We start from the raw sequence: 25,899 nt of genomic DNA, 5'->3' as shown, positions 1-25,899 counted from the left end.
CTGGCGCGCGACGAATGGCTGGCGCGTCTGCACGGCGCGAAGCCGGAGCGGCGGGCCGAATGCGAGGCCGGCCTGCAGGACACCCTGGAGCGCCTGGGCCGCGTCACGGAGACGCTGGACCTGCGCCGTTACGCCGAGGACTTCGATGCCGTGATGTTGGCGCCCGAGCGCCACCTCAGCATCGAACGGACGCGCATGGCGCTGGACGCCATGGGGATGCTGCGGGAACCCGAGCCGGACGGCCGCGACGAGGTCGAGTTCTGCGACCTGCTCGGCCGCGACCGGCGGCGCTGGACGGTGGTGCTGATGTATTGCGACCAGGTGCGCGACGAGACGGCCATGGGCGACCGCCTGAGCATGGCCCAACGCTGGTTGGGGTTATGATTACGAGCTGATTACGAGTTGATTACGTAGGCGAAGGGGACAATAAAATGATACACGCGCGTGCAGTCCTGGCCGGACTGCTGCTGTGCTCGGGCGGCGCCCAGGCGGCCGGTTTCGCACTCATCGAGCAGAACGCCAGCGGCCTCGGCAATGCCTACGCCGGGCAGGGCGCGGTGGCCGAGGACGCCAGCACGATCTTCTTCAACCCGGCCGGACTGACCAAACTCCCGGGCCGCCAACTGGTGTTGGCCGGAAACTTCATCCGGCCGTCGGCCAAGTTCGACGACCAGGGCAGCAGCGCGGCGCTTCTGCAGGCCGGCGGCGGCGAGGGCGGCGACGCCGGTGGCCTGGGCTTCAGCCCGAACTTCTACTACGCCATGGACATCCAGCCGGACCTGAAGTTCGGTCTCGGCGTCAACGCCCCGTTCGGCCTCAAGACCGAGTACGACCGGGACTGGATCGGCCGCTTCCACGCCGTGACGTCCGATCTCATGACCGTCAACGTCAATCCGACCCTGGCCTGGCGGGTGAACGACCGCTGGTCGGCCGGCATCGGCCTGGATGCCCAGTACATCCACGCCAAGCTGACCAACATGACCAACTACAGCGCGCTGATCTACCAGGCCACCGGGAACCCCGTGGCGGGGGTCGAGGGGCTGGCGCGCGTCAAGGGCGACGACTGGAGCTGGGGCTACAACCTGGGCGTGCTGTTCGAGCCGGTCAAGGATACCCGCGTCGGCCTGAGCTACCGCTCCCGGGTCAAGTACACCCTGGACGGCACCGTCGCCTTCTCCGACCGGCCGGCGCTGCTCGAACCCTACCTGCCGGACGGTGACGTGACCGCCAAGGTGACCCTGCCGGACTCCTGGTCGCTGAGCCTGTTCCACAAGCTGAGCGAACGCATCGACCTGCTCGCCGACGTGACCTGGACCCATTGGGCCCTGTTCAAGGACCTCACCGTGGTGCGCGACGGCGGCACCGTGCTGTCGACCACGCCGGAGCATTGGGACAACGTCTGGCGCTACTCCGTCGGCCTCAACTACCACGCCTCCGATGCCCTGACCTGGCGTTTCGGCGTCGCCTTCGACCAGTCGCCGGTGAGCGAGAGCTACCGCACGCCCCGCATCCCGGACGAGGACCGGACCTGGCTGGCGCTCGGCATGCAGTACCGCTTCGCCAAGTACGGCCGCGTCGACGTCGGCTATGCCCACCTGTTCGTGCCGGATGCGCCGATCAACGGCGGTTCCCTGGGGACCGGCTACCTGGTCGGCGAATACGACGACGCCGTCGACATCTTCAGTCTCCAGTACACGCACACCTTCTGAGCAAGGAGTGAGGGTCATGACTCCCGCCAACGACACCCTGTTCTCCGCCCTGGTCGGCGCCATGCGCCGGTTCGGTCGTCACACGCCGGGCCAGTGGGAGGACATGAAGCCCGGGACCTACAGCTACGGCGACCTCGTCAAGATGTCCCTGGCGCTCGGCCGCCTGACCAGCCGGATCGCCGTCGCGGGCGAACACATCGGCATCCTGATGCCCAACATGGTCGCCACCGTGTGCCTGCTCATCGGCGTCTCCGCCTATCGGCGGGTGCCCTGCATGCTCAACTACACGGCCGGTTCGGAGGGGATGCAGAACGCCTGCCACACGGCGCGCATCCGCACCATCGTGACCTCGCGGGCGTTCCTGACCAAGGCCAACCTGACCGACGAGGTGGCCCGCCTGCACGACGTCCGCCTGGTCTACCTGGAGGACCTGCGCGGCGAGTTCGGCTGGCGGGACAAGCTCTGGCTCATGGCCTACGCGATCTGGTTCCCGCTCCGCGCGGTCCCGGCCGGCGACCCGGAAGCCCCCGGCGCGGTGCTGTTCACCTCCGGTTCCGAAGGCAAGCCCAAGGGGGTCGTGCTGTCGCACCGGGCCATGCTGACCAATGCCGCCCAGGTCCTGGCGATGTTCAGCTTCGGGCGCACGGACAAGATGTTCAACTGCCTGCCCATCTTCCATTCCTTCGGCCTGACCTGCGGCGTCCTCATCCCCATGGTGTCCGGCGCCCGCCTGCTCCTGTACACGAGCCCGCTGCACTACAAGGTGATCCCGGAACTGGTGCGCGAGAAGCGGCCCACCGCCCTGTTCGCGACCGGCACCTTCCTGAACCAGTATGCCCGCCACGCCCGCCCGGACGATTTCACGAGCCTGCGTTTCCTGGTCGCCGGGGCGGAGCGCCTGGCCGAGCCGGTGCGCCGGCTCTGGCAGGAGAAGTTCGGCATCGACATCATCGAGGGCTACGGTGCCAGCGAGACGGCGCCCGTGCTCTCGATCAACCCGCCCGGCGGCAACCGGTACGGCAGCGTCGGCCGGCTCCTGCCCGGCATCGAGGCGCGCCTGTCCGTGGTGCCCGGCATCAACAGCGGCGGCGAGTTGCACGTGCGCTGCCCGAACCTGATGTCCGGCTATTACCGCTATGACCGTCCCGGCGAGCTGGAGCCGCCGGCCTCGGCCTTCGGCCCGGGCTGGTACAACACCGGCGACGTGGTCGACATCGATACCGACGGCTACCTGTCGGTGGTCGGGCGCCTGCGCCGCTTCGCCAAGGTGGCGGGCGAGATGGTGTCCCTCGAGGTGGTGGAGAACATCGCCCACGCGGTGTCGGCCGACGCCATGCATGCCGCCACCAGTACCAGCGACCTGCATCGCGGCGAGGCCATCGTCCTGTTCACCACGGATTCCGACCTGACCCGGGAGCAGTTGGCCGCCGCCGCCCGCGGCCTCGGTTATCCGGAGATCGCGGTGCCGCGCAAGATCAAGGTGGTCGAGAGCCTGCCCCTGCTGGGCAGCGGCAAGGTCGACTACATGCGCCTGCACAGCATGGGTACGCAAGCGATATGAAACGTTCCATCGGTTATCTGTCCCTGCTGGCCGCCTGCGGCGCCGGCCCCGCCGCCGCGGCCGAGCCGTCCGAGGACTACTTCCTGGCCGACCTGCCCACCGTGCTGACCGCCTCGCGCCTGGCCCAATCCACCCTGGACGCCGCCGCGCCGGTCACGGTGATCGACCGCGAGACCATCCAGGCCTCCGGCTTCACCGAGATCCACGACCTGTTCCGCCTGGTGCCGGGCTTCCAGGTGGCGGACTGGCCCAAGGGCGGCGCCGTGGTCGCCCACCACGGCATGGGTTCGTCCTACCCGCATGCCCTGCTGGTCCTGCTGGACGGCCGCTCGGTGGTCAACCCGGTGACCGGCGACGTCGACTGGCAGTCGCTGCCGGTCCGCCTGGAGGACATCGAGCGCGTCGAGGTCGTGCGCGGGCCGAACCAGGCCAGCTATGGCGCCCTGGCCTTCAACGGCGTGATCAACATCATCACCCGCCAGCCCGGCGAGGACGAAGGCGGTAGCGTGGCGTTCTCGCGCGGCGAGCGCGGCTTCACCGACAACTACGCCCGCATCGCCGGCCGCGGCGAGTCGCTGGACTGGCGCCTGAGCGCCTCCAGCCGGGGCGCCGAGCCCTTCCACGACAAGGCCGAGCCGTACCACTACTACCGCGAGATCAACAAGCGCCAGACCCTGTGGGCGGCCATGACCTACCGGCCCGGCGGCGACGGCGAGTTCACCGCCGACCTCGGCCTGACGCGCGGCGACGACCGCCTCGGCAGCACCCTGAACCCGGTCAGCGAGCCGTACCACGACCGCGACCTGGCCAGCGATTTCCTGCAACTGGTCTGGCGCCAGACCTACGCGCCCGGGTCGGAGTGGTCGATGCGCTTCTTCCATTACCGGCGCGACCTCCAGGAGGAGTATCCGGTCCTGTACGGCAACGTGCTGGCCAACCTGGACGTCGACATCCGGCGCGACGACCTGGAATGGCAGCAGGTGCACACCTTCTCGGACACCCTGCAGGGGGTCTGGGGCGCCGGCCTGCGCCGCGACAGCGTCGAGTCGGCCCATTACTTCTACGGCGAGGGCAAGCTGGACGGCGAGCAGTGGCAGATGTTCGGCAACCTCGACTGGCGTTTCGCGCCGGACTGGCTGCTGCACGTCGGCGGCATGGCGGAACGGCACTACAACACCGGCTGGCTGTTCTCGCCGCGCGTGGCGCTGAACTACGCCGTGGCACCGAGCCAGTCGATCCGGGTCAGCGTCGGCAAGGGCTACCGGGCCACCACCCTGCTCGAGTCGGACGCCTATGAGGTCTACACGACGCCCGGCGGCCTCCCGGTCCCGATCCCCGGCCTGCGCTCCTATGACTCGCTCGACCCCGAGCGGGTCAGCTTCAGCGACCTCGGCTACGTCGGCCGCTTCGCCGGGCTCGGCCTGCAGGTCGACGCCCGCATCTACGCCGAGACCTATTCCGACATCATCTGGGTGACCGGCGGCGAGTTCCAGAACCTGCCCGGCGAGGTCCATACCAAGGGTGCCGAACTGGCCCTCGACTGGCGCCATCCGGTCTTCGGGCGCCTCCGCCTGGCCCACGCCGCCACCCTCATCGACGGCGGCACGGGCTTCGGCAACGACGAGGAGAACGTGCCCAAGAGCGCGCCGCGCCACAGCACCAGCCTGCTCTGGTCGAAGGAACTGCCCTGGGGCCTGCTGGCCAGCCTGGGCTACTACCACGTCGGCAACATGGTCTGGCTGGGCGACGGCAAGACCCAGCCGGCCTACGAGCGCTTCGACGCCCGGCTGGCCAAGCGCTTCGGCAAGCGGGACGCCGGCAACGAGATCGCCTTCACGGTGCAGAACATGAACGGCGAACACCTGGAGTTCATGGACGGCACCATGTCCAGCTATACCGAGCGCCAAGCCTTCGTCACCCTGCGCCTGGGCTGGTGATTGAAACGCACGCAACTGCCTAAATATAAGATGCCGTTGATATAATCGACGCCAAACGGAATTTTAGGAGTTCGTCATGCCCATCTACGCCTACAAGTGTTCGTCCTGCGGCCACGCCGAGGACGTGATGCAGAAGATCAGCGACGCCGTCCTGACCACCTGCCCGAAATGCGGTGCCGAGACCTTCGGCAAGCAGTTGACCAGCGCCGGCATCGCCCTCAAGGGCAGCGGCTACTACGCCACCGACTTCAAGAATTCGGGGGCCAAGCCGCAATCCTGCTCGGCCGAGGGCGGCTGCTGTCCCTGCGCCGGTTCGAACTGAAACCTGACCGGGAGATCGGGCCAAACGCCGCCGGCGTTTGGCCGTTTCCTTTCTTATGACCACCGCACACGTCAAACGCCACTTCCTGACCGGCCTGCTGATCCTGGTGCCCCTGGGCGTCACGGTCTGGGTGATCACCGCCCTGGTCGGCTTCATGGACCAGACCCTGCTCCTGCTGCCGGAACATTGGCGGCCGGAACGCCTGCTCGGTTTCCGGCTGCCCGGCCTGGGCGTGCTGCTGACCATCATCATCGTCCTGGTCACCGGCATCCTGGCCGGCAACCTGCTCGGCCAGCGCATGCTCAAGCTGTGGGAGGGCCTGCTCAACCGCATCCCGGTGGTGAAGTCCATCTACGGCAGCGTGAAGCAGGTGTCCGACACCCTGCTGTCGGGCAACGGCCATGCCTTCCGCAAGGTCCTGCTGGTGCATTACCCGCATCCGGAGGCCTGGTCGCTGGCCTTCCAGACCAATGTGCCGATCGAGGTCAGGGACGAACTCGGCGGCGAATGGCTGGCGGTGTTCATCCCCACCGCGCCCAGCCCGGTGAACGGCTTCTACTTCTACGTGAAGCGTTCGGAGACCGTGGAACTGGATGTCTCCGTCGACATGGCCCTGAAATACATCGTGTCCATGGGGGTGGTGGCGCCCCAGGGCAACGGCAGCAATTCTTACCCTGGCGACTGACGCGCCAAACTTAGGAACAACGAACCATGCGTAGTCATTATTGCGGCGCCGTGCGCGCCTCGGATATCGGCAACATCGTCACCCTGTGCGGCTGGGCCCATCGCCGGCGCGACCATGGCGGCGTCATCTTCATCGACCTGCGCGACCGCGACGGTACCGTGCAGGTGGTGATCGACCCCGATACCCCGGAGGCCTTCAAGATCGCCGAGGACGTGCGCGCCGAGTTCGTCCTCAAGGTGGTCGGCAAGGTGCGCGCCCGGCCCGAGGGCACCGAGAACGCCAACCTGCCCACCGGCATGGTGGAGGTGCTGACCCAGACCCTGGAGGTGCTGAATCCGTCCCTGACGCCGCCGTTCCAGCTCGACGACGAGAACCTGTCCGAGAACGTGCGCCTCCAGTACCGCTACCTGGACCTGCGCCGGCCGGCCATGCAGGCCAACATGGTGCTGCGCTACCGGGTCGCCAAGCTGATGCGCGACTACCTCGACCAGCAGGGCTTCATCGACGTCGAGACCCCCATGCTGACCCGCTCCACCCCGGAAGGCGCGCGTGACTACCTGGTGCCCTCGCGGGTCCACGACGGCATGTTCTACGCCCTGCCGCAGTCGCCCCAGCTGTTCAAGCAGCTCCTCATGGTGGCCGGCTACGACCGCTACTTCCAGATCGTCAAGTGCTTCCGCGACGAGGACCTGCGCGCCGACCGCCAGCCCGAGTTCACCCAGGTCGACCTGGAGATGTCCTTCGTCGAGGAGAACGACGTCATGACCCTGGTCGAGGGCATGATCCGGGAGACCTTCATGAAGGCCAAGGGCATCGAACTGGCCGAGCCGTTCCCGCGCATGGCCTACGCCGAGGCCATGGCCCGGTTCGGTTCCGACAAGCCGGACATGCGCGTCACCCTGGAACTCACCGAGGTCACCGACGCGGTCAAGGACGTCGCCTTCAAGGTCTTCTCCGGCCCGGCCAACGACCCCAACGGCCGCGTCGCCGCCCTGCGCGTGCCCGGCGGTGCCGCCCTGACCCGGGGCGAGATCGACGGCTACACCGAGTTCGTCAAGATCTACGGCGCCAAGGGCCTGGCCTACATCAAGGTCAACGACGCCAGCCAGCTCAACGAGGCCGGCCTGCAGTCGCCCATCGTCAAGAACCTCAACGAGGCGGCCCTCAAGGCCATCATCGAGCGCACCGGCGCCCAGTCCGGCGACCTGGTCTTCTTCGGCGCCGACAAGGCCAAGGTGGTCAACGACGCCATCGGCGCCCTGCGCCTGAAGATCGGCCACGAGAAGGGCCACGTCGACGGCCGCGCCTGGGCGCCGCTCTGGGTCGTGGACTTCCCGATGTTCGAATACAACGAGGACGAGAAGCGTTGGGACGCCCTGCACCACCCCTTCACCTCGCCCAAGGACGGCCACGAGGAACTCCTGGCGAGCGATCCGGGCCAGGCCCTGTCCAAGGCCTACGACATGGTCCTGAACGGCTGGGAGGTCGGTGGCGGCTCCATCCGTATCCACCGCGAGGCGATCCAGGAGAAGGTCTTCGCCGCCCTCAACATCGGCGAGGAGGAACGCCGCAACAAGTTCGGCTTCCTGCTCGACGCCCTGCAGTTCGGCGCGCCGCCGCACGGCGGCCTGGCCTTCGGCCTCGACCGCCTGGTCACCCTGATGACCGGGGCCGAGTCGATCCGCGACGTGATCGCCTTCCCGAAGACCCAGCGCGCCGCCTGCCTGATGACCGACGCGCCCAACGCGGTGGATGAGAAACAGCTGCGCGAGCTGCACATCCGCCTGCGCAACGCGGTGCCGGGGGCGGCCGCCTGACTGGCGGGAAGCGGACAAAAGTAGTCGTGGCCGGGGCATTTGCTGGGTAGAATCCCTCCAACGTTCGACAACAAGAACCAGGAGACCGATACCATGAGCCATACCGTTTCGGGTTCGACGGCGGCACGTCCCGACCTCGACTGGAGCCAGATCCGCGAAACCATCCTGATGCTCAACCTGGCGGTCGCGCAGTTGGAGATGGCGATGCGCGACTCGGGCGGTTCGGTCGAGGTGCTCACCAACACCTTCACCGACATGTACGGCAACCTGATGGGCCTGGTCGAGGCGACCGGCGGCCTGCCCGACTCGCCGATCAAGCAATCGGTGCAGGAACTCGGGGTCAGCGTCTCCGGCCAGATGCAGCAGGCCATCGTCGCCTTCCAGTTCTACGACCGCCTGAGCCAGCGCCTCACCCACGTCAGCCACAGCCTGGAGAACCTGGGCAGCATCGTCGGTGACTCGGCCCGTCTCTACAATCCGCATGCCTGGCGCGAACTCCAGGACCAGATCCGCTCGCGTTACACCATGGAGGACGAGCGCGAGATGTTCGACACCCTGCTCGCCACCGGCGACGTCAAGCAGGCCCTGGAGCAGTACGTCGAGCGCAAGCACGAGGAAGCCGGCGGCGCCGACGACGTCGAACTGTTCTGAGGCCGCGCCGCGCCCTTGGCCTACAAGATTCCCGTCTCCGTCCTGGTGGTCATCCATACCCCGGACCGCCAGGTGCTCCTGATCGAGCGCGCCGACCACCCGGGCTGGTGGCAGTCGGTCACCGGCAGCCAGGAGGCGGGCGAGAGCCTGGTCGAGACGGCCCGCCGCGAGGTCGCCGAGGAGACCGGGCTGGACGCCGGCAGCGGCCTCGCCGACTGGGGCTACAGCAACGTGTACGAAATCTACGATTGCTATCGGCACCGTTACCCGCCCGATGTCAGCCACAACACCGAGCACGTGTTCGGCCTGCAGTTGCCGGCCCCGGTGCCGGTGCGCCTGGCCGCGGACGAGCACCTGGCCTGGCGCTGGCTGCCCTGGCGCGAGGCGGCCGAGGCCTGCTTCTCGGCCAGCAACGCCGAGGCGATTCGCCGACTCGGCGATCTTGGCCGATAATTCACAGCGATGACCATCCCGCTCACGAGTCGCCAGCCATGAAACTCAGCCTCGCCATCGTCGCGCTGTTGCCCGCGCTGGTCGCCTGCGACGCGCTCAAGGACCGCATGGGCATCCCCGATCCGGCCAAGGTCGAGGCCGAGGGCAAGGCGGTCGGCGGCGCCTGCCGCCTGGCCGGGCGCGGCCTCGAGGACTGCTATGCCCTCAACCCGCGCGCCGACAAGGCGGCGGTCTTCTCGGGCTGGAAGGAAATGAACGAGTACATGATCAAGAACAACATGCAGGTCATGGTGCCGCAGGCGGCCCCGGCCAAGCCGGCTGCCAGCGAGGCCAAGGCCGCCGAACCCGAGGCTGCCAAGCCCGAGGCCAAGCCGGCCGCCGGCCACTGAACACGCTTCATGCTGCCCGTGCTGCACGTCGCCAGCTACAACATCCACAAGGGGTTGTCCTTCTTCAACCGCCGCATGGTGGTGCACGAGGTCAAGGACCGCCTGCGCGACCTGAACGCCGACATCGTCTTCCTGCAGGAGGTCCAGGGCCTCCACGCCGGCCGCGCCGAGCGCTTCCAGGACTGGCCCAGCCAGCCCCAGCACGAATTCCTGGCCGGCGGGGTGTGGACCGACACCGCCTACGGCAAGAACGCCGTCTACGACCATGGCCACCACGGCAACGCCATCCTGGCCCGCTATCCGATCCTGCGCTGGGACAACGTCGACATCTCGGCCCACGCCTTCGAGAGCCGCGGCCTGCTGCACTGCGAACTGGCCGTGCCCAGCCTGGACCAGCCGCTGCACGCCATCTGCCTGCACCTGGCCCTGAACGAACAGGGCCGGCGCCAGCAGGTCCTGCGCATCTCCCAGCACATCCGCGACCTGGTGCCGGACGACGCGCCCCTGATCATGGCCGGCGACTTCAACGACTGGCGCCAGCGCATGCCCAGCTACCTGGCCCAGGAACTCGGCCTGCGCGAGGTGTTCGAGAGCACCCAGGGCCGGCCGGCCCTGAGTTTTCCCGCGGTCCTGCCGATGTTCGCCCTCGACCGCATCTACGTGCGCGGCTTCCAGGTCGCCTCCGCCCGGGTCCACCACGGCAGCGCCTGGCGCAGGCTGTCCGACCACGCCGCGCTCACCGCCCGCCTGATGCCGGCATGACCCGGCGCGCCGGCAACCGGGTCACCCTGCTGGCCGGTGGCGGGCATTTTTTCCCGGACCTGATCGCGGCCCTGGACCGGGCCGAGCGCGAGATCCACCTGGAAAGCTACATCTTCGAGCCGGACGAGACCGGCCTGGCCGTGGCCGAGGCCCTGGTCCGCGCCGCGGCGCGCGGCGTACGGGTCAAGGTCCTGCTGGACGGCTTCGGTGCCCGCACCTTCCCGGCCCCCCTGGCGGCGCGCCTGCGCGAGGCCGGCGTCGCCCTGATGTTCTTCCGGCCCGAGCTGGGCAGCTGGCGTCTGCGCATGTACCGCCTGCGCCGCATGCACCGCAAGCTGGCGGTGATCGACGCCCGGGTCGCCTACGTCGGCGGCATCAACATCATCGACGACGCCAACACCATGCCGGGTGCCGGCAAGCGGCACGACTACGCGGTGCGCGTCGAGGGCCCGCTCCTGGCCGACGTCTATCCGGCGGTGCGCCGGCTCTGGCTCCTGGTGCGCTGGAGCGCCATCGGCCACCGGCCGCACCACTCGCCGCCCCTGGCGGTCGCCGCCGGACCGGCCGGCGACCAGGTCGCCGAGTTCCTGCAGCGCGACAACCTGCGCCACCGGCGCGAGATCGAGGAGGCCTACCTGGACGCCATCCGCGCGGCGCGCCGGGAGGTGCTCATCGCCAACGCCTATTTCCTGCCCGGGCGCCGCTTCCGCCAGGCCCTGGTCGAGGCGGCCCGGCGCGGGGTACGGGTCACCCTGGTCCTGCAGGGGCGCACCGACCACCGCTGGTTCCAGCTGGTCGAACGCGCGCTCTACCGCTACTTCCTGGAAAACGGCATCGAGATCTACGAATTCCACGCCAGCGAGCTGCATGCCAAGGCCGCCGTGGTGGACGGCGCCTGGGCGACCGTGGGCTCCAGCAACATCGATCCGTTCAGTCTGCTCCTGGCCCGAGAGGCCAACGTGGTGGTCTACGAGCGCGGCTTTGCCGAAACGCTGCATGCCCGCGTGTGCGAGGCCATGGCCGACGGTGCCCACGCCATCCAGCGGCGCGAATGGAGCCACGTGCCGTGGCACGTGCGCTTCGCCTCCTGGGCGCTGTACGGCCTGGTGCGCCTGCTGATGGGCTGGCTGGGGATGGCCAGGCGGCTGTGAGTCAGTCGCGCCCGGCGGTCATCAGGAACACCGGATAGGCGCGTTGGCCGTCGTCGCGCTCCTTGACGATCTCGAACACCGTGCGGAAGCGCACGTCCCGGAAGCCGGCGGCGCGCGCCAGGCCGGCCAGGGCGTCGCGGTCGAAGCCGTGGTGGACGTCCACCTCGATGCCGTGGAAACTGCCGTCCTCCCGGTCCAGGTCGGCGATGCACAGGTGGCCGCCCGGGTTGAGCAACTGGTGGAACACCGCCAGGATGTGGGCGGTGTCCGGGATGTGGTGCAGGGTCATGGACGAGTAGATCAGGTCGTAGCGTTCGTCCGGCAGCGGGTCGGCGGTGAGGTCGGTCTGGCGCACCGTCATGTTGGTGACGCCCTGTTCGGCGATCTTCTCGCGCAGGACGTCGAGCATGCCGGCCGAGGTGTCCTTGCAGGTGATGCGGCCGACTTCGTCCTTGAACGGGAAGGACAGCAGCCCGCTGCCGCAGCCGTAGTCGAGGGCCGCCATGTCCCTGGTCAGGGCGACCTCGGCGCGGATGCCGGCGGCGATCCGCTCGGCCCGGTCGCGGAACACCGGGTTGGCGTCCCACTGGCGCGCCTTGCTGTCGAAATGGTTGGGGTCGAGCACCACCTTGGTCATTTCCTGCCTCCGAGTATCGAGCCGAGCACGCCGCGGATGATGGCGCGTCCGACCTGGCTGCCGATCGAGCGGGCGGCGCTCTTGGCCAGGGCCTCGACGACGCCTTCGCGCCGGCGTCCGCCGGCGCCCGCGGCACCGCCCAGCAGGTCGCCCAGAATGCCGCCGCCGGCCATCGGCGATTGCGCCTCGGCCTTGGCCTGGCTTTCCGCCTGGGCCCTGGCCGTCGCCTGCTCGGCCCGGGCCTTGAGGACCTCGTAGGCCGACTCGCGGTCGACCGTCTGTTCGTAGACGCCGGCCACCAGCGAGCCCTGCACCAGGCGCCGGCGGGTGGCGTCGTCGATCGGCCCGATCTGGCCTTCCGGCGGCACGACGAAGGCGCGCTCGACGATGTTGGGCCGGCCCTTCTCGTCCAGGAAGGAGACCAGCGCCTCGCCGACCCCGAGTTCGGTGATGGCGGCGGCCTCGTCGAGGTCCTTGTTGTCGCGCATCGTCTCGGCCGCCGCCTTGACCGCCTTCTGGTCGCGCGGGCTGAAGGCGCGCAGGGCGTGCTGGACCCGGTTGCCCAGTTGGGACAGGACCTTGTCCGGCACGTCGGCCGGGTTCTGGGTGACGAAGTAGACGCCGACGCCCTTGGAACGGATCAGCCGCACCACCTGCTCGATCTTGTCGACCAGGGCGGGCGGGGCGTCGTTGAACAGCAGGTGGGCCTCGTCGAAGAAGAACACCAGCTTGGGCTTGTCGAGGTCGCCCGCCTCGGGCAGGTTCTCGAACAGCTCGGAGAGCAGCCAGAGCAGCAGGGTGGCGTACATCTTGGGCGCCAGCATCAGCTTGTCGGCGGACAGGATGTTGATCACGCCCTGGCCGCGCTCGCTCTGCATCAGGTCCTGGATGTTCAGCATGGGCTCGCCGAAGATCTTCTCGCCGCCCTGCGACTCCAGGGCCAGCAGGCCGCGCTGGATGGCGCCGACGCTGGCGCTGGAGACGTTGCCGTACTCGGTGGTGAGGTCCTTGGCATGCTCGCCGACGTACTGGAGCATGGCGCGCAGGTCCTTGAGGTCGAGCAGGAGCAGGCCGTTGTCGTCGGCGACCTTGAACACCAGGTTGAGCACGCCGGCCTGGGTGTCGTTCAGTTCCAGCATGCGGGACAGCAGCAGCGGCCCCATGTCCGAGATGGTGGCGCGCACCGGGTGGCCCGTCTCCCCGAACGGGTCCCACAGGGTGACCGGATGGCCCCGGTACGGATGCTCGCCCAGGCCCAGCTTGGCGACCCGCTCGGTGACCTTGGCGTTGCCGCCGCCGGCCAGGGCGATGCCGGACAGGTCGCCCTTCACGTCGGACATGAAGCAGGGCACGCCGATGTTGGAGAAGTGCTCGGCCAGGGTCTGCAGGGTGACGGTCTTGCCGGTGCCGGTGGCGCCGGTGATGAGGCCGTGGCGGTTGGCCATCTGGGGCAGCAGGACCAGTTCGACTTTATCGTTCTTGGCAATCAGCAGGGGGGCGGACATGCTAAGGTTCCTAGGTGAGGGGGCTTATTTATTTGAGTGGTGTGATGGAGAGGGGTTGAAATTGATCGCGGTGCTGTCGCAGCTTTAAATTTGATGCCTGTATTGCAACCACAAAATAATTCTTAATGTGAGCAAGGCGCTTGATGACAACCAGCCAATAATCAAGAATGACATGTAAATGGTGAATAATAGTGATGAGTTAAATATAAAATATAAAAATGATGGTGCAGCTTGGTTTGTGAGCATGTAAGGCAGAAGTATGCAAACTAGCGCTAACAATAGGATTGCAAATTTGTTTAGATGCAAGATGTATATGTCCCTAAAGCATTTCCCTATAACATCAATATCCTGGTAGGTGTGTGCTTTTATGTTGGAGGGCCTTTGATTGGATTTGTTCGATCTTCCAAAGGTTCCCAAATAGGGATATTCGCCCCATAGCTTTTGGGTTAAATAGGCGGGCACATCATCAGCTAAGCCGGCATATGGTTCGTCGGACTTGATCGTGCGCAGCCACTGAACAAATACTGAAAAATAGCCGAGCGCATATATTGCGATGGACTTGTAAAGTGTTGAGCTGTCCAAATGAATGGGTTTGCCAGAGGTGTTGCTAGATAGAAATAATATAACCAACCCTGCAATAAATAAGGCATGAGTAACTGGCGCCAGAGTGTTGCGAAGATTGAGTCTTGGTATCTTATTCATGTCTCCCTCCTGAGTACGAGGGTCTGTGTTCCCTGAAATTGTTTTTATCATTCCATTTCATACTCGCCTCACAGGTCCTGGATACTGCGCAACTAGTGCATCGGCAGTTACCAATGTGACCCCTTCCACCATGGCCTGCGCGACCAACATCCGGTCGAACGGGTCTTTGTGGAGGCTCGGCAAGCCATCGACGGCAAGGGCATGCTCGCTGGTAATAGCCAACTCGCGGTAGCCGTTTTCCAACAACCCTCGGCGCAATAGCCTGACATCGACCTGGAAATCCGCACGTCCCAAGCCGCGTTTGATGGCAATTTCCCACAGACTGGCTGCGCTGAAGAACAATTCATTCTCCGTCGCTTCAAGCAAGGTGCGCGCTTCGACGGAAAGTCGGTCCGGCAGGCCCGCCGCCCAGAGCAGCAGATGCGTGTCGAGCAACAGCTTCATGCCTCGCCGCCGAAAAGCCGCTCGATATCCTCGCCGCCCATGTGGTCAAAATCGTCAGGAACGGCAATCTGGCCGGCCAGGAAGCCCAGCCGCTTCTGTTGTCCGGCCTCCGGAGCGGTCAATGCGATCACCTTGACCAGCGGCTTGCCGGCCTTGGCGATCACGAACGGCTCTCCGGCGGCGGCCTGCTCGACCAAGCGCGATAGATGGGTCTTGGCTTCGTGGATATTGACGGTGTGCATGATCCGTACCATATGAACTAAGTTCGGTTAGTCTAGTCCTGGCCGGGGTAGACGGCAATCAAACAGGTGGTTCAGCGCTTACTCGGCTTCGCGCAGCAGCCGGAACAATTCCCGGCTCGATTTCGGCGGCTTGCCGAGTTCGGCTTCCTTGCGGGCGTTGCGGATCAGTTGCCGGATCTGCTGGGCGTCCGAGCCCGGGTGCGCGGCGAGCCATTCCGTGACCGCGCCGTCGTCCTCCAGCAGGCGCGCGCGCCAGCGTTCCAGGGCGTGGAACTCTGCCTTGGCGCTGGCAGATTCGCCGCGGATGGCGGCCAGCTGTTCGAGGATGGGCTCCGGGTCGGCATCGCGCATGACCTTGCCGATGTACTGCATCTGCCGGCGCATGGCGCTGTGGCTGGTGATGCGCTGGTACTCCAGTACCGCCACGAGCAGGTTTTCCGGCAGGTCCATCTTCTTCAACTGGTCCTTGGACAGCTGCGTCAGTTCCCGGCCCAGGGCCTGCAGGGCCTCGACGTCGCGCTTGCGCTGGCTCTTGCTGGGTGGCAGATGGTCGTCGGTTTCTTCGTCGTGTTCGTGCATGGGGCGGCGTGGCTACGCGGATAAGGTTGGTATGATACCGGCCTTTGCATCGAGAACAGGCCAACCCCGTGTCGGACAAGCGTTTTTCCTATAGCGACAGCCATTTGCGCGACCTCGCCGCCCAGGTGCTCGAACTGGCCGGCCGGTCCGGCGCCAGCGCCGCCGAGGTGGAGGTCTCCGAGGGCTTCGGCCAGAGCGTCAACGTGCGCAAGGGCGAGGTCGAGACCATCGAGTTCAACAAGGACAAGGGCATCGGCGTGACGGTCTACCTGGGCCAGCGCCGCGGCCATGCCTCGACCTCGGACTTCGGTGCCGACGCCCTCGGGCGCACGGTCGAGAAGGCCCTGGCCATCGCCCGCTACACCGCCGAGGACGATTGCGCCGGCCTCGCCGACGCCGACCTGCTGGCCAAGGACATCCCGGACCTCGACCTGCATTACCCCTGGGACATCACGGTCGAGGGCGCCACCGACCTGGCGCGCGAGTGCGAGGCCGCCGCCCTGGCGGTCGACCCGCGCATCAACAATTCCGAGGGCGCCGGGGTGAGCGTGCAGGAGTCGCAGTTCGTCTACGCCAATTCGCTCGGCTTCATGGGCGGCTACCCGACCTCGCGCCACAGCGTCTCCTGCGCGGTGATCGCCGAGGACGAGCAGGGCGGCATGCAGCGCGACTATTGGTACAGCACGGCGCGCGCGGCGGCCGACCTGGACCCGGTCGAGGCGGTTGGCCGCCGGGCCGGCGAACGCACGGTGCGGCGCCTGAACGGCCGCAAGCTGGCGACCCGCCAGTGCCCGGTCCTGTTCGAGGCCCCGGTGGCGACCGGCCTGGTCGCCAGCTTCGTCTCGGCGGTCTCCGGCGGCCACCTGTACCGCAAGTCCAGCTTCCTGCTCGACAGCCTGGGCAAGCAGGTCTTCCCGGCCTTCTTCCAGCTTCAGGAGCGGCCGTTCGTCGCCAAGGGCCTGGCCAGTTCGCCGTTCGACTCCGAGGGCGTCGCCACGCGCGACCGCGACGTGGTCAGGGACGGCATCGTCGAGGGCTACTTCCTGTCCAGCTACAGCGCCCGCAAGCTGGGCATGAAGAGCACCGGCAACGCCGGTGGCAACCACAACCTGATCGTGCCGTCGACCGGCGAGTCGTTCGCCGACCTGCTGGGCAAGATGGGCAGCGGCCTGTTGGTTACGGAGCTGCTCGGCCACGGCCTCAATATGGTCACCGGCGACTACTCGCGCGGCGTGGCCGGGTTCTGGGTCGAGGACGGCCAGATCGCCTATCCGGTCGAGGAGATCACCGTCGCCGGCAACCTCAAGGACATGTTCATGGCCATCCAGGCCATCGGCACCGACGTCGAGGTGCGCGGTTCGCGCCAGGTCGGCTCGATCCTGATCGAGCGCATGACGGTGGCGGGGAACTGAGCACGCCGGCGCTCCGGGCCGCCGGCCTGCCGCGGGCGTTCGCGGCGGCCTGCTGGCTGTTCCTGCTCCTGGCCGCCTGCGCCAGGACCCCGGCGCTGCCCGAGCTGGCGCCGGACGACGTCGTCCTGGCCTTCGGCGACAGCCTCACCTACGGCACCGGCGCCGGGCGCGACGAGGCCTACCCCGCGCGTCTGGCCGCCCTGATCGGCCGTCCTGTGGTGAACGCCGGCGTGCCCGGCGAGACCACCGAGGCGGGCCTGGCCCGCCTGGCCGGCGCGCTCGACGCCGAAAACCCGCGCCTGCTCCTGCTCTGTCTGGGCGGCAACGACATGTTGCGCCACCAGCCCGCCGAGGCGACGGCGGCGAACCTGCGCGCCATGGTGCGCCTGGCGCGCGAGCGCGGCGTCGCGGTGCTCCTGATCGGCGTCCCGCAGCCCAGCCTGCTGGGCGGGCCGCCGGCCTACTATGCCGAGATCGCCAAGGAATTCGACCTGCCCTACGAGGGCGAGGCGTTCGCCAGCGTGCTGCACGACCGCGCCCTCAAGTCCGATCTCATCCACGCCAACGCCGCGGGCTACCGCCAGGTCGCCGAGCGCCTCGCCGACCTGCTGCGCAAGGCCGGGGCCGTCCGGGGCTAGCCATGCGGGCACTGCTCAGACTGTCCGGCCTGATCGACGCCCTCAACGAGCGCGTCGGCCGCCTGGCCATGTGGCTGGTCCTCGCCGCGGTCGTGGTGTCGGCCGGCAACGCGGTGTTCCGCAAGGCCCTCAACATGAGTTCGAACGCCTGGCTGGAGATCCAGTGGTACATGTTCGCCGCCATCTTCCTGTTCGGCGCCGGCTACACCCTGAAGCACAACGGCCACGTCCGCATCGACATCCTCTACGGCCGCCTGGCGGCCCGCACGCGGGCCTGGGTCGACCTCGTCGGCGGCCTCCTGTTCCTGCTCCCGACCGCGCTGCTCATCGCCTGGCTGGGCTGGACCGGCTTCGCCGAGTCCTACGCCATCGGCGAGACCTCGCCCGACGCCGGCGGCCTGCTGCGCTGGCCGGTCCGCCTGGCCATCCCGCTCGGCTTCGGCCTGCTCGCTCTGCAGGGCATCTCCGAGACGATCAAGCGCGCCGCCTTCCTGGCCGGCAAGGCGCCCCTGGCGGACGAGGCCCCGGAGGAGACGGTATGAGTTTCGAACTCATGGCGCCCCTGATGTTCCTGGGCCTGGTGGTGTTCCTGCTGCTCGGCTATCCGGTCGCCTTCTCGCTCGCCGCCAACGGCCTGCTGTTCGCCCTCATCGGCATCCAGTCCGGCTTCTTCGAGTTCTCGCTCCTGCAGGCCCTGCCCGAACGGGTGTTCGGCATCATGTCGAACGCCACCCTCCTGGCCATCCCGTTCTTCACCTTCATGGGGCTGATCCTGGAACGCAGCGGCATGGCCGAGGACTTGCTGGAGACCATGGGCCAGCTGTTCGGCTCCCTGCGCGGCGGTCTCGCCTTCGCCGTCGTCGTCGTCGGCGCCCTGCTGGCGGCGACCACCGGCGTGGTGGCGGCCTCGGTGATCGCCATGGGGTTGATCAGCCTGCCCATCATGCTGCGCCACGGCTACGACAAGCGCCTGGCCAGCGGCGTCATCGCCGCCTCCGGGACCTTGGCCCAGATCATCCCGCCTTCGCTGGTGCTGATCGTCTTGGCCGACCAGCTCGGCACCTCGGTCGGCGCCATGTACCGGGGCGCCCTGGTGCCCGGCCTGGTGCTGACGGCGCTCTATCTCGGCTACGTGGTGGCCGTGACCCTGTTCCGGCCGGCCGCCGCGCCGGCCCTGCCGGCCGAGGCGCGCGCCGCTTCGGGCGGTGCCCTGCTCGGCAAGGTGCTGGTCACGATGCTGCCGCCCCTGGGCCTGATCTTCCTGGTCCTGGGCACCATCTTCCTGGGTGTCGCCACGCCCACCGAGGGCGGCGCCATGGGCGCCGTCGGCGCCCTCCTGCTGGCCTGGAGCAAAGGCCGCCTGAGCCGGGCCATGCTCGGCCAGGCCATGGACTCGACGGCCAAGCTGACCACCTTCGTGATCTTCATCCTGATCGGCTCGACGGTGTTTTCCCTGGTCTTCCGCGGCGTCGACGGCGACCTCTGGGTGGAAGGCCTGCTGGGCGCCCTGCCGGGCGGGGTCATCGGCTTCCTGCTGGCGGTCAACCTGCTGGTCTTCGTGCTTGCCTTCTTCCTCGACTTCTTCGAGATCGCCTTCATCATCGTGCCCCTGCTGGCGCCGGTAGCGCACAAGCTGGGCATCGACCTGGTCTGGTTCGGGGTCCTGCTGGGCATCAACATGCAGACTTCGTTCATGCACCCGCCGTTCGGTTTCGCCCTGTTCTTCCTGCGTAGCGTGGCGCCGGCCGAGGTGAAGACGGCCGATATCTACTGGGGCGCGATCCCGTTCGTGCTGATCCAGGTGCTCATGGTGATCCTGGTGCTCAGCTTCCCCGGCCTGGTCAGGCCGGGCTCGACTGGCCCGAATGGGCTATAACCGAAGCGGGATTTGCGACAAAGCCATAGAAATATCGTGGTTTTTGCCGGCAACCGCTTGCCTTTTCCGGCGCCGCCGGTTAACCATTCGGCACTTGAGATTCCATCACGTTTGGAGGGGTTAAATGGCTAAAAGCAGCATCGCTCTGATCGCCCTGGCCATGGCCGCAACCGGTTGCGCCACCAAGGACTATGTCAACGAATACGTCGGCGAGCAGGTGACGCCGGTGAACAAGCGGCTGGATGTGGTCGAGAGCCGTGCCGCGGTCAACGAGGCCGGCGTCCAGGCCCTCGGCAAGCGTGCCGACGGCACCGATGCCTCGCTCAAGGATCAGTCCGCCCGCATCGACGGCGCCTCGCGTACCGCCAAGGAGGCGCTCGAGCGCGCCCTGTCCGCCGGCCAGTTGGCCGAGGGCAAGCTGCTCTACGAGGTGGTGCTGACCGACGACACCCTGCGTTTCGGCCTCGAGAGCGCCGACCTGTCGCCGGCCGCCAAGCAGTTGCTGGATTCGTTCGCCGCCAAGTTGAAGGCCGAGAACCGCAACGTCTTCATCGAAATCCAGGGTCACACCGACACGACCGGCAACAAGGCCTACAACCTGAAGCTGGGCGAGCAGCGCGCCGAGATGGTCAAGCGTTACCTGAACATGAACTGCGGCATCCCGCTGCACCGCATGTCGACCATCTCCTACGGCCCCGCCGCGCCGGTCGCCGACAACAAGACCCGCGCCGGCCGCATCCAGAACCGGCGCGTCGTGCTGGTCGTCCTGCACTGATAGAATAGGTCCCCGACGGCCCCTGCCCGTGCTGGGCGGGGGCCTTTTTTATGTGGAGAAAAACATGGCAGAACTGATCATCGAGGACATCGTCGTCGGCAGCGGCGCCGCCGCCCAGGCCGGCCAGATGGTGTCCGTGCACTACACCGGCTGGCTGGAGAACGGCACCAAGTTCGACTCCAGCAAGGATCGCAACGAGCCGTTCGAATTCCCGCTCGGGCGCGGCTACGTCATCCAGGGCTGGGACCGCGGCGTCGCCGGCATGCAGGTGGGCGGCACCCGCAAGCTCACCATCCCGGCCGAACTGGGCTATGGCGCACGCGGCGCCGGCGGCGTCATCCCGCCCAACGCCACGCTCATCTTCGAAGTCGAGCTGCTGGCCCTGCGCTGAGGCTACTGGGCGGCCAGGTAGGCCGCCACCTGATCGATCTGCTGGTCGCTCAGGGCTTGGGCGAACGGTCGCATCGTGTCGCTCATGTTGACGCTCTTGTGGCCTGACTTGTATTGCCGCAGCAGGGTGGCGAGTTCCTCGGCGGAGCGTCCGGCCAGGCGGGGGAAGCGCCCCTGGCCCTGGCCGTTCGGGCCGTGGCAATCCTTGCATACGTTCTGGACCAGGGCCGCGCCAGGATCGCTTGCGGCCACCTTGCCGGCATCCCGGCTACCGCAGGCTGGCAGAAAAGCGATCGCCAGGAGCGGGATCAGTGTGTAGTAGCGCATCATCGACTGAACAGAAAATTGGTGTAGCTGGCCTCAGCCAGCTTAAACCATTCTAGTTCAGTTTCCCGGAAGGCTTTCCAGGACTCGTATATCTTCTTGAAGGCCGGGTTGTGCGCGGTTTCCGCCTCGTACATCTCGAAGCTCAGCCGGCGTGCGGCGGCCATGACGTCGTCCGGGAAGGCGTGCAGTTGCACCCCGGCGCCGATCAGGCGCCCGAGGGCCTGCGGGTTCTTGGTGTCGTAGGCCGCCAGCATGGTCATGTTCGCCTCCACGCAGGCGGTCTCGAACGCCTGCCGGTACGGTTCGGGCAGGGCCTGCCATTTCGCGGCGTTGACGTAGAAGGACAACTGCGGCCCGCCTTCCCACCAGCCCGGGTAGTAGTAGTGCTTGGCGATCTTGGCAAAGCCCAGCTTCTCGTCGTCGTAGGGCCCGACCCACTCGGCGGCGTCGATGGCGCCGCGTTCCAGGGCCGGGTAGATGTCGCTGCCCGCCAGGGTTTGCGGCACGGCGCCCAGCTTGGCCATGATCTGGCCACCGATGCCCGGTATGCGCATCTTGAGGCCGTTGAGGTCGGCCAGCGACTTGATCTCCTTGCGGAACCAGCCGCCCATCTGGACGCCCGTGTTGCCGCCCGGAAAGCTGACGATGTTGTATTGCTTGAACAGCTCGGCCATCAGCTCGCGGCCGCCGCCGTAATACATCCAGGCATTCTGCTGGCGTGCCGTGAGGCCGAACGGCACCGCGCAGTCGAAGGCGAAGGCCATGTTCTTGCCGACGTAGTAATAGCTGGCGGTGTGGCCGCAATCGACCGTGCCCTGCTGTACCGCGTCGAGCACCTGGAGGCCGGGTACGATTTCGCCGCCGGCATGGACGCGGATCTGGAACTTGCCGTTGGTCACCGCCTCGACCCGTTTGGCCAGGACCTCGGCGGCGCCGTAGATGGTGTCCAGGCTCTTTGGGTAGCTGGAGGCGAGACGCCAGCGCACGCTGGGCAGGCCGCCGGTGGCAGCGGCGCCTTCCTTCTTCGCGCAGGCGGCCAGGCTCGAGGCGGCCAGGCCGGCGCCCGCGCCCTTCAGGAAATCGCGTCGTTGCATGTTGGGTCCCCCATTGAGCGGATGCCCGGCGTCGCCGACGCCGGGCGGGCATGGCCGGGGCCACGCCGGTGCGGGGGATTATAACCGCGTGAAGATCAGGTCCCAGACGCCGTGGCCCAGGCGCAGGCCGCGCTTCTCGAACTTGGTCAGCGGCCGGTAGGCCGGGCGGGGCGCGTAGTCCCCGGCCGTGTTGGCGAGCCGGCGCTCGCCGGAGAGCACGGCCAGCATCTGCTCGGCATAGTCCTGCCAGTCCGTGGCCAGATGCAGGTAGCCGCCGGGCTTCAGCTTGCCGGCCAGCTTGGCGACCAGGGCCGGCTGGATCAGGCGCCGTTTGTGGTGGCGTTTCTTCGGCCAGGGGTCGGGGAAGAAGATGTGGATGCCGTCCAGGGTGGCGTCGCCGATCATGTGGTCGAGCACCTCGACGGCATCGTGCTGGACGATCCGGATGTTGGCCAGGTTGCCTTCGCCGATGCGCTTGAGCAGGGCGCCGACGCCGGGCGTGTGCACCTCGACGCCGAGGTAGTCCGTTTCCGGGGTGCCGGCCGCGATGGTGGCGGTGCTGTCGCCCATGCCGAAGCCGATCTCCAGCACCTTGGCCCCCGGGCGCCCGAACGCCGCGTCGAGGTCGAGCGGGGCGGCCGAGTAGGGGATCAGGAAGCGCGGGCCGTACTCCTCCAGGGCCCGGGCCTGGCCGGTGCCCATGCGCCCGGCGCGCAGAACGAAGCTGCGCACCGAGCGGGGGTGGCCCGGCGCGCTCTCGTCGGCGGCCTCGTGTTCCTGCATCAGGAGCCGATCATGCCGCCGGTGGGCGACGACGGGCTGGCCTGGTACATCTTCTTGGCCATGCGCCCGGCCAGGAAGGCCTCGCGTCCGGCCTCCACCGCCTTCTTCATTGCCCCGGCCATCAGCACCGGGTTCTGGGCGCCGGCGATGGCCGTGTTCATGAGCACGGCGTCGCAGCCCAGTTCCATGGCGATGGCGGCATCCGAGGCGGTGCCGACGCCGGCGTCCACCACCACCGGCACCTTGAGCCGGTCGATGATGATCTGCAGGTTCCAGGGGTTCAGGATGCCCATGCCGGAACCGATCAGGGAGGCGAGCGGCATCACGGCGACGCAGCCGATGTCCTCCAACTGCTTGGCGACGATCGGGTCGTCAGAGGTGTAGACCATGACCTTGAAGCCGTCCTTGACCAGTATCTCGGCCGCCTTGATGGTCTCCACCACGTTCGGATACAGGCTCTGCGGATCGCCCAGGACCTCCAGCTTGACCAGGTCGTGGCCGTCCAGCAGTTCGCGCGCCAGGCGCAGGGTGCGGATGGCATCGTCGGCGGTGTAGCAGCCGGCGGTGTTGGGCAGGTAGGTGTACTTCGACGGCGGCACGGCGTCGAGCAGGCTGGGCTGGTTCGGGTCCTGGCCGATGTTGGTGCGGCGGATCGCGACCGTGACGATCTCGGCGCCCGAGGCCTCGATGGCCAGGCGGGTCTGTTCGAAGTCCTTGTACTTGCCGGTACCGACCAGCAAGCGGGAAGAATAGGTCTTGCCTGCGATGACGAGTTGATCCATGGCTTTACATTGAATGAGGTGATGGGGAGGTCAGCCGCCGCCGACGGCGACCACGACCTCCAGGCGGTCGCCGTCGGCGAGCGGAGTCGTGGCATGCTGGCTCTTGGGCACGATCTCGCCGTTGAGTTCCACCGCCAGCCGTTTTCCGGTCAGGTCCAGGAGGTCGAGCAGGCGGGAGACATCGAGCGGGGCGTCGTAGCGGCGCGCTTGGCCGTTGACGGTTATCTCTATCATTTAACCGTCCACATCCAGTAAGATTCGGGTCCGCAAGCTTACCACGCGGGTGTAGTTCAATGGTAGAACGGCAGCTTCCCAAGCTGCATACGAGGGTTCGATTCCCTTCGCCCGCTCCACTTCAACTTTCCAGGGACTTCTACCGAAATCCAAGGAGTGTTGTAAGTCGCTGATCCAGTTAAGGTTTTTTCCTTTTCCCGATCCAGTGACATCCAGCGAAATCCACTGACAGCCGGTACAAAACGGTACATTTAGTGGTACATCAATGCGGTAAGCGTCCATCGCGCATTGTTGCTGGAGGAGCCGGGCCCCGGTAACGAACATGGCATCCAACTCACCTTTCAGGAGTTGGACATATGCTTACCGACATGACGGTCCGGCAGGCCAAAGCCACCGGCAAGCCGTACACCATCGCCGATTTCGACGGTCTTTCCCTCTTCGTCTCCGCCTCTGGTGCCAAGACCTGGCATTTCCGCTATACCTGGGTCGGTCGGCGCGTTCGCATCTCCCTTGGCTGCTATCCCGAGCTGTCGCTGCGCGATGCGCGGGAACTGCGCGACGAAGCGCGCTCCCTGGTCGCCAGGGGCATCAACCCGCGTACCGAGCGCAAGCAAAAGCGCCAGGCCATCAAGCTCGCCGGCGAGAACACCTTCATGGCGGTCTACGAAAAGTGGATGGAGCACCGGCAGCTCACGCTCGAAGAGGGCCGACAGAGTTCGCTGGAGCAGATTCGCCGCGTCTTCAAGAAGGACGTTTTTCCTTCCTTGAAGCGGCTGACCATCTACGAGGTCACCCGACCTCATCTGCTGGAAGTGGTCGGCCGCATCGAAAAGCGCAATTCGCTGTCGGTGGCTGAGAAGGTACGCACCTGGCTCAAGCAGTTGTTCGACTACGCGATGGTGGTCATCCCGGCCATGGAGACCCACCCGGCCACCGACCTGCACGTGGTCGCGGTGCCGCTGCCGCCGGTCGAACACAATCCATTCCTGCGCATGGCCGAACTGCCTGGGTTTCTGCAGACACTGCGCAAGTACCGCGGCATGCTGAAGACGCAACTGGCGATTCGCCTGTTGCTCCTGACGGGAGTGCGAACGGGGGAGCTGCGCCTGGCCACGCCCGATCAGTTCGATCTGGATCGGGGGTTATGGATCATCCCGGTCATGTCGCTCAAGCAGCGCAAGATGCTCACCCGCAAAAAGCGCAAGCGCGTTACCGACATCCCGCCGTACATCGTCCCGCTGTCTGTCCAGGCGACGGAGATCGTCCGCTACATGCTGGAGGACTTCAAACCGGCGCAGAAGTACCTGTTCGCCGGCGTCAAACGCATCAGCGACCGCATGAGCGAGAACACGCTCAACGCGGCCCTCAAGCGCATGGGCTACGAGGACCGCCTGACCGGCCACGGCATTCGCGCGACGCTCTCGACGGCCCTCAACGAACTGGGCTATCCGAAGGTATGGGTGGACGCCCAGCTCTCGCACGCCGACCCCAACCGTATCAGCGCCACCTACAACCACGCCGAGTACGTCGAGCAGCGTCGCGTGATGATGCAGGACTGGGCCGACCGCCTGGACCTGTTCGAGCAGAACCAGGTGCAGGTCGCCGGCATGCACCTGACCATCCACCTGCAAGGCCTGCCGACGATCGCCGGGCAGCAGACCACCCCGCTGCCGACACCTGGCCAGCACGCACCGATCCTGCTGGTGGCGCCCACCGAGCAGAGCATGCCGACGGTTGCGCCGGCGACGCAGCGCCTGTCGGCCGTGGAGATGCCGGAGTACGCGCAGCCAAAGCTCTCCGACCTGCAGCGTGAGCGGCTGAAGCTGCTGGAAATCTTCGAAGGGCCCGACAACCTGGTGGTGGCCGACTACGCCAAGCTGGCCGGAAAGTCGCGCCGCTGGATCACCTACGAGATTCAGGCCGGCAACCTGCTGTCGATTCAACTGGGGAACAAGGGCCAACGGGTGCCGGTGTGGCAGCTCGATCCGCTCAAGCGCCAACTGGTGCAAGCCATCCTCAGGCAGACGCCCCGTGGCGTGGAT

Annotated in this window: 30 protein-coding genes and 1 tRNA gene; 20 read left to right on the top strand and 11 right to left on the bottom strand. The window is 66.9% G+C overall.

The annotated features are described in order from the left end of the window. From EZJ19_RS15790 to clsB, 12 genes are all read left to right on the top strand, one after another. Positions 1-384, top strand: a 384-nt coding sequence (locus EZJ19_RS15790) for a hypothetical protein (protein WP_165873482.1), incomplete at its 5' end; no start/stop codon positions are given. Positions 385-431: 47 nt separating this feature from the next. After that, on the top strand, positions 432-1,709 hold the full coding sequence (locus tag EZJ19_RS05890; RefSeq protein WP_131445467.1) for an OmpP1/FadL family transporter: 1,278 nt from the start codon (positions 432-434) through the stop codon (positions 1,707-1,709). A 16-nt stretch (positions 1,710-1,725) separates the two neighbouring features. Beyond that, positions 1,726-3,270 carry an AMP-binding protein gene (locus EZJ19_RS05885; RefSeq protein WP_165873481.1) on the top strand — a complete coding sequence of 515 codons (1,545 nt, stop codon included), beginning with the start codon at positions 1,726-1,728 and terminating at the stop codon, positions 3,268-3,270. Beyond that, positions 3,267-5,207: a TonB-dependent receptor plug domain-containing protein gene (locus tag EZJ19_RS05880; RefSeq protein ID WP_131445461.1), complete on the top strand. Its 1,941-nt coding sequence runs from the start codon at positions 3,267-3,269 to the stop codon at positions 5,205-5,207. Before EZJ19_RS05885 ends, EZJ19_RS05880 begins: the two co-directional genes overlap by 4 nt. Before the next feature lie 76 nt (positions 5,208-5,283). Next, entirely contained in the window at positions 5,284-5,529 is a 246-nt protein-coding gene (locus EZJ19_RS05875) for an FmdB family zinc ribbon protein (protein WP_131445458.1), read from the top strand. A 55-nt stretch (positions 5,530-5,584) separates the two neighbouring features. Then, positions 5,585-6,214, top strand: a complete 630-nt coding sequence (locus EZJ19_RS05870) for a DUF502 domain-containing protein (RefSeq protein ID WP_131445455.1) — start codon at positions 5,585-5,587, stop codon at positions 6,212-6,214. Between the two features lie 26 nt (positions 6,215-6,240). Continuing rightward, positions 6,241-8,031 carry an aspartate--tRNA ligase gene (aspS, locus tag EZJ19_RS05865; RefSeq protein ID WP_131445452.1) on the top strand — a complete coding sequence of 597 codons (1,791 nt, stop codon included), beginning with the start codon at positions 6,241-6,243 and terminating at the stop codon, positions 8,029-8,031. 93 nt (positions 8,032-8,124) lie between these two features. Further along, on the top strand, positions 8,125-8,682 hold the full coding sequence (locus EZJ19_RS05860; RefSeq protein WP_131445449.1) for a hypothetical protein: 558 nt from the start codon (positions 8,125-8,127) through the stop codon (positions 8,680-8,682). 15 nt (positions 8,683-8,697) lie between these two features. Next, entirely contained in the window at positions 8,698-9,135 is a 438-nt protein-coding gene (nudB, locus tag EZJ19_RS05855; protein ID WP_131445446.1) for a dihydroneopterin triphosphate diphosphatase, read from the top strand. A 38-nt stretch (positions 9,136-9,173) separates the two neighbouring features. Then, the gene (locus EZJ19_RS05850) at positions 9,174-9,524 is read left to right on the top strand and encodes a hypothetical protein (protein WP_131445443.1); all 351 of its coding nucleotides are present in this window, start codon (positions 9,174-9,176) and stop codon (positions 9,522-9,524) included. A 9-nt stretch (positions 9,525-9,533) separates the two neighbouring features. Beyond that, positions 9,534-10,286 (top strand): endonuclease/exonuclease/phosphatase family protein, encoded by a 753-nt coding sequence (locus EZJ19_RS05845; protein WP_206199330.1) that lies wholly within the window; start codon positions 9,534-9,536, stop codon positions 10,284-10,286. Further along, positions 10,283-11,437, top strand: coding sequence for a cardiolipin synthase ClsB (gene clsB, locus EZJ19_RS05840; RefSeq protein WP_131445440.1), 1,155 nt, complete (start codon positions 10,283-10,285; stop codon positions 11,435-11,437). Before EZJ19_RS05845 ends, clsB begins: the two co-directional genes overlap by 4 nt. Before the next feature lies 1 nt (position 11,438). Here the strand turns inward: clsB and EZJ19_RS05835 are convergent, their stop codons facing one another. The 6 genes from EZJ19_RS05835 to yjgA all read right to left on the bottom strand — a co-directional run bounded on the left by EZJ19_RS05835 (position 11,439) and on the right by yjgA (position 15,546). Next, entirely contained in the window at positions 11,439-12,074 is a 636-nt protein-coding gene (locus tag EZJ19_RS05835; RefSeq protein WP_131445437.1) for a class I SAM-dependent methyltransferase, read from the bottom strand. Further along, positions 12,071-13,579: a helicase HerA-like domain-containing protein gene (locus EZJ19_RS05830; protein ID WP_131445434.1), complete on the bottom strand. Its 1,509-nt coding sequence runs from the start codon at positions 13,577-13,579 to the stop codon at positions 12,071-12,073. The genes EZJ19_RS05835 and EZJ19_RS05830 overlap by 4 nt, the downstream gene beginning before the upstream one ends. An 84-nt stretch (positions 13,580-13,663) precedes the next feature. Continuing rightward, complete coding sequence (locus tag EZJ19_RS05825; RefSeq protein WP_131445431.1) at positions 13,664-14,281, bottom strand: hypothetical protein; 618 nt, start codon at positions 14,279-14,281, stop codon at positions 13,664-13,666. A gap of 57 nt (positions 14,282-14,338) precedes the next feature. Continuing rightward, positions 14,339-14,725 (bottom strand): type II toxin-antitoxin system VapC family toxin, encoded by a 387-nt coding sequence (locus EZJ19_RS05820; protein ID WP_131445428.1) that lies wholly within the window; start codon positions 14,723-14,725, stop codon positions 14,339-14,341. Further along, the gene (locus EZJ19_RS05815; RefSeq protein WP_131445425.1) at positions 14,722-14,967 is read right to left on the bottom strand and encodes a type II toxin-antitoxin system Phd/YefM family antitoxin; all 246 of its coding nucleotides are present in this window, start codon (positions 14,965-14,967) and stop codon (positions 14,722-14,724) included. The genes EZJ19_RS05820 and EZJ19_RS05815 overlap by 4 nt, the downstream gene beginning before the upstream one ends. Before the next feature lie 78 nt (positions 14,968-15,045). Further along, positions 15,046-15,546 (bottom strand): ribosome biogenesis factor YjgA, encoded by a 501-nt coding sequence (gene yjgA, locus EZJ19_RS05810; protein WP_131445422.1) that lies wholly within the window; start codon positions 15,544-15,546, stop codon positions 15,046-15,048. Positions 15,547-15,614: 68 nt separating this feature from the next. On the opposite strand from yjgA, the gene pmbA reads away from it, so the two are divergent. From pmbA to EZJ19_RS05780, 6 genes are all read left to right on the top strand, one after another. Next, a complete protein-coding gene (pmbA, locus tag EZJ19_RS05805; RefSeq protein WP_131445473.1) occupies positions 15,615-16,958 on the top strand; it encodes a metalloprotease PmbA in 1,344 nt (447 codons plus the stop codon). Continuing rightward, positions 16,955-17,596: an arylesterase gene (locus EZJ19_RS05800; RefSeq protein WP_240754674.1), complete on the top strand. Its 642-nt coding sequence runs from the start codon at positions 16,955-16,957 to the stop codon at positions 17,594-17,596. Before pmbA ends, EZJ19_RS05800 begins: the two co-directional genes overlap by 4 nt. A gap of 2 nt (positions 17,597-17,598) precedes the next feature. Beyond that, positions 17,599-18,138: a TRAP transporter small permease subunit gene (locus EZJ19_RS05795; protein WP_131445419.1), complete on the top strand. Its 540-nt coding sequence runs from the start codon at positions 17,599-17,601 to the stop codon at positions 18,136-18,138. Beyond that, positions 18,135-19,472, top strand: coding sequence for a TRAP transporter large permease (locus EZJ19_RS05790; protein ID WP_131445416.1), 1,338 nt, complete (start codon positions 18,135-18,137; stop codon positions 19,470-19,472). The genes EZJ19_RS05795 and EZJ19_RS05790 overlap by 4 nt, the downstream gene beginning before the upstream one ends. Before the next feature lie 124 nt (positions 19,473-19,596). After that, on the top strand, positions 19,597-20,247 hold the full coding sequence (locus EZJ19_RS05785) for an OmpA family protein (protein ID WP_131445413.1): 651 nt from the start codon (positions 19,597-19,599) through the stop codon (positions 20,245-20,247). A gap of 64 nt (positions 20,248-20,311) precedes the next feature. Further along, complete coding sequence (locus EZJ19_RS05780; RefSeq protein WP_131445410.1) at positions 20,312-20,638, top strand: FKBP-type peptidyl-prolyl cis-trans isomerase; 327 nt, start codon at positions 20,312-20,314, stop codon at positions 20,636-20,638. Positions 20,639-20,640: 2 nt separating this feature from the next. On the opposite strand, the gene EZJ19_RS05775 is transcribed toward EZJ19_RS05780, so the two are convergent. The 5 genes from EZJ19_RS05775 to thiS all read right to left on the bottom strand — a co-directional run bounded on the left by EZJ19_RS05775 (position 20,641) and on the right by thiS (position 23,857). Further along, positions 20,641-20,967, bottom strand: coding sequence for a c-type cytochrome (locus EZJ19_RS05775; protein ID WP_131445408.1), 327 nt, complete (start codon positions 20,965-20,967; stop codon positions 20,641-20,643). Continuing rightward, a complete protein-coding gene (locus tag EZJ19_RS05770; protein WP_131445405.1) occupies positions 20,964-22,058 on the bottom strand; it encodes a TRAP transporter substrate-binding protein in 1,095 nt (364 codons plus the stop codon). The genes EZJ19_RS05775 and EZJ19_RS05770 overlap by 4 nt, the downstream gene beginning before the upstream one ends. 78 nt (positions 22,059-22,136) lie before the next feature. Beyond that, entirely contained in the window at positions 22,137-22,841 is a 705-nt protein-coding gene (gene trmB / locus EZJ19_RS05765; protein ID WP_131445403.1) for a tRNA (guanosine(46)-N7)-methyltransferase TrmB, read from the bottom strand. Next, positions 22,841-23,623 carry a thiazole synthase gene (locus EZJ19_RS05760; RefSeq protein WP_131445400.1) on the bottom strand — a complete coding sequence of 261 codons (783 nt, stop codon included), beginning with the start codon at positions 23,621-23,623 and terminating at the stop codon, positions 22,841-22,843. Before EZJ19_RS05760 ends, trmB begins: the two co-directional genes overlap by 1 nt. A gap of 30 nt (positions 23,624-23,653) precedes the next feature. Then, on the bottom strand, positions 23,654-23,857 hold the full coding sequence (gene thiS / locus EZJ19_RS05755) for a sulfur carrier protein ThiS (RefSeq protein ID WP_131445397.1): 204 nt from the start codon (positions 23,855-23,857) through the stop codon (positions 23,654-23,656). A gap of 45 nt (positions 23,858-23,902) precedes the next feature. Between thiS and EZJ19_RS05750 the strand changes: the two genes are divergently transcribed. Then, a tRNA-Gly gene (locus EZJ19_RS05750) sits at positions 23,903-23,976 on the top strand. A gap of 237 nt (positions 23,977-24,213) precedes the next feature. Continuing rightward, a partial coding sequence (locus tag EZJ19_RS05745; protein WP_131445394.1) for a tyrosine-type recombinase/integrase occupies positions 24,214-25,899 on the top strand: 1,686 nt, incomplete at its 3' end.

The sequence above is a fragment of the Parasulfuritortus cantonensis genome, from assembly GCF_004337445.1.
Lineage (GTDB): Bacteria > Pseudomonadota > Gammaproteobacteria > Burkholderiales > Thiobacillaceae > Parasulfuritortus > Parasulfuritortus cantonensis.
The sequence above is the reverse complement of the archived record's forward strand: the minus strand, read 5'-3'. Positions and strand labels throughout refer to the sequence as shown.